The organism is Kitasatospora sp. NPDC093558 (assembly GCF_040683475.1).
GTDB lineage: Bacteria > Actinomycetota > Actinomycetes > Streptomycetales > Streptomycetaceae > Kitasatospora.
The window spans coordinates 1-2572 of record NZ_JBFBDY010000795.1 but is presented as its reverse complement, the minus strand read 5'-3'; the positions used below and the strand labels follow the sequence as shown (position 1 = coordinate 2572).

Sequence of the window (2572 nt, the reverse complement as noted above, 5' to 3'; positions counted from 1 at the left end):
CGGTGCTGGCCTTCCCGCCGCTGGGGCTCGCCTGGCTGGCGTGGATCGCGCTGGTGCCGGGGCTGCTGCTGATGCAGCGGGCGCCGTCGGGGCGGGAGGCGGCGGTGCGCGGGTGGTGGTTCGGCGCGGGCTTCATCCTGACGGGGATGTACTGGCTGGTCCCGTCGATCGGGCCGGGCCTGCCGGTGCTCGCCGTCCTGTTCGGGGCGCTGCAGGCCGTCGTCGGGTACGGCGTGCACCGGCTGCTGCACCCGCCGCTGACGGCCCGCCGGGCGCTGCTCGCCCTGGCCGTCGTCCCCGCACTGTGGCTGACCACCGAGTACGCGCGCTCCTGGCACGCGCTCGGCGGGCCGTGGGCGCTGCTCGGCGCCACCCAGTGGCAGCACCCGGCGGTCCTCGCGCTGGCCTCGGCGGGCGGGATCTGGCTGGTCAGCGCGGCGGTGGTGGCGGTCAACACCGGGGTGCTGGCCGTGCTGACGGCCGCGCCCTGGCGTCCGCGCGCCGTCGCGGCGCTGACTGCCGTCCTGGTGCTGGTGGCCGGGCCGCTGCTGTTCGCGCTGCGCGAGGCGCCGGTGCGGGCGGGGGCGGTGACGGTGGCGCTCGTCCAGCCCGGGATCGTCGACGACCCGCAGGCCCGGTTCGACGCGAGCGCGCGGGCCACGGCGGCGCTCGGCGGACGGCCGGTGGACCTGGTCGTCTGGGGCGAGAGCAGCACAGCCTCCGACCTGGACCGCGACCGGGTCGCGCTGGACCGGCTGCGCGAACTGTCCGCCGCCACCGGCGCACAGGTCATCGCCGGGGAGGACGCGCGCAAGGCCGACGGGCGGATCTCGAAGGACGCCGTCCTGGTCTCCCCGGCGGGCGTCGTGGACCGTTACCGCAAGATCCGGCTGGTGCCGTTCGGCGAGTACATCCCGCTGCGGCCGGTCCTCGGGTGGATCGCGGGCGTCAGCCGGGCGGCGGGCGAGAACCGGGCGCCGGGCACCTCGTTCCACGTGCTGCCGGCCACCGACCGGGCGGGCGGTGCGCTGCCGGTCGGCGCTCTGATCTGCTTCGAGTCGGCGTTCCCCGACATGGCGCGCACGGCGGCGCGCGACGGCGCCCGGGTGCTGGTCTACCAGTCGTCGACCTCGACGTTCCAGCGCACCTGGGCGCCGGCGCAGCACGTCTCGCTCGCCGCGATCCGGGCCGCCGAGACCGGCCGTCCGGCCGTGCAGGCCTCGCTGACGGGGGTCTCGGCGGCCTTCGACGCGCAGGGGCGCGAGCTCGCGCGGCTCGGCACCGACGGCACGGGGGCGCTGACCGTACGGGTGCCGCTCACCGCGCCCGACACGCTGACCTGGTACGACCGCGTCGGTGACGTCGTGCCAGTGGCGGCCCTGCTCGTGACGGCGGGGGCGGCGGCCTCGGTGTGGCGGGGGCGGGCGCGGCGGGTTGCCGACGGGGCTCGGGTGGCCGACGGGGAGTCCGGGGACGGTCAGCCTTCGTCGCCGGCGCGGTAGACGCCGAACGCCGCACCCTGGGCGTCGCGCAGGACGGCGATGCGCGGGCCGTCCGGGACGTCCATGGCGGGCATCAGGACGTCGGCGCCGAGGCCACCCGCGCGGGCGACGGTGTTGTCGACGTCCGCGACCGCGAAGTACGCCAGCCAGTGCGGCGGGACCTGCGGCGGGAAGCGGTCGTCCATCACCATCATGCCGCCGAAGTCCGCACCCGCCAGGCCCCATTGGGTGTACTGCGGGGACGCGGTGACGGACCAGCCGAACACCGCCGGGTAGAAGGCCGTCGCGCTCTCCGCGTCCCGGGTGGCCAGCTCGACCCAGCCGAGCGCGCCGGGCTCGTTGAACACGCCGGCGCCCTGGAACGCCCGGGCCTGCCAGAGGGTGAAGACCGCGCCGGACGGGTCGGCGACCACCGCGAACCGGCCGAGGTCGAACACGTCGGCGGGCTCCATCAGCGCCTTGCCGCCGCGCGCCTTGATCGTCGCGACGGTGGCGTCGGCGTCGGCGACCGCAAAGGACACCGTCCAGGCCGTCGGCTGCTGAGGCCCGTACAGCGGGGTGACGGCGGCGGCCGGGTCGTCGCCGAGGAACATCTGCGTGTAGCCGCCGGCCTCGGGCCGCACGTCGGTATCGGCGCGCCAGCCGAACAGCTCGCCGTAGAAGGACTGGGCGGCAGCGGGGTCGGAGGTGCCCAGCTCGACCCAGCAGGGGGCGCCGACGGTGGCGGAGTTCTGCTTCATGCGCTTCTCTCTGGCTCTTCGGGGGTTGTGGACGTTATATCTGACGACTCGTCAATTCTGCTTGTTTTCACGAGACTTCGAGAACCAGCTTGCCTTTCGCATGCCCGGACTCCACGAGGGCGAGCGCCTCGGCGGCGTGGGCCAGCGGGTAGCGGCCGGTGATGTGCACGTCCAACTCGCCGGCGGCGACGAGGGCGGCCAGCTCGGCGAGGGTTTCGGAGGTGGTGGAACGGGTGACGTACAGACATCCGCCACGCACCCCGCACCCGGCGTGCTCAGCAGGATCTTCCGCACCGAGCAGGACGGCGCCCCGGGCGACGGCCACGAGCA

At 75.2% G+C, this 2572-nt stretch carries 3 protein-coding genes; 1 reads left to right on the top strand and 2 read right to left on the bottom strand.

Going from position 1 to position 2572, the window contains the following annotated elements; all coding sequences use genetic code 11:
* Positions 1–1502: apolipoprotein N-acyltransferase (gene lnt, locus AB0O00_RS35310; protein WP_363658796.1), on the top strand; the 1502-nt coding region annotated here is incomplete at its 5' end.
* Here lnt and AB0O00_RS35305 read toward each other — a convergent pair.
* Together AB0O00_RS35305 and AB0O00_RS35300 are read right to left on the bottom strand one after the other, a co-directional pair.
* On the bottom strand, positions 1478–2242 hold the full coding sequence (locus AB0O00_RS35305) for a VOC family protein (RefSeq protein ID WP_363658795.1): 765 nt from the start codon (positions 2240–2242) through the stop codon (positions 1478–1480). The two genes, lnt and AB0O00_RS35305, sit on opposite strands and share 25 nt — an antisense overlap.
* Positions 2243–2309: 67 nt before the next feature.
* On the bottom strand, positions 2310–2572 hold a 263-nt coding region (locus AB0O00_RS35300; protein ID WP_363658794.1), incomplete at its 5' end, for a zinc-binding dehydrogenase.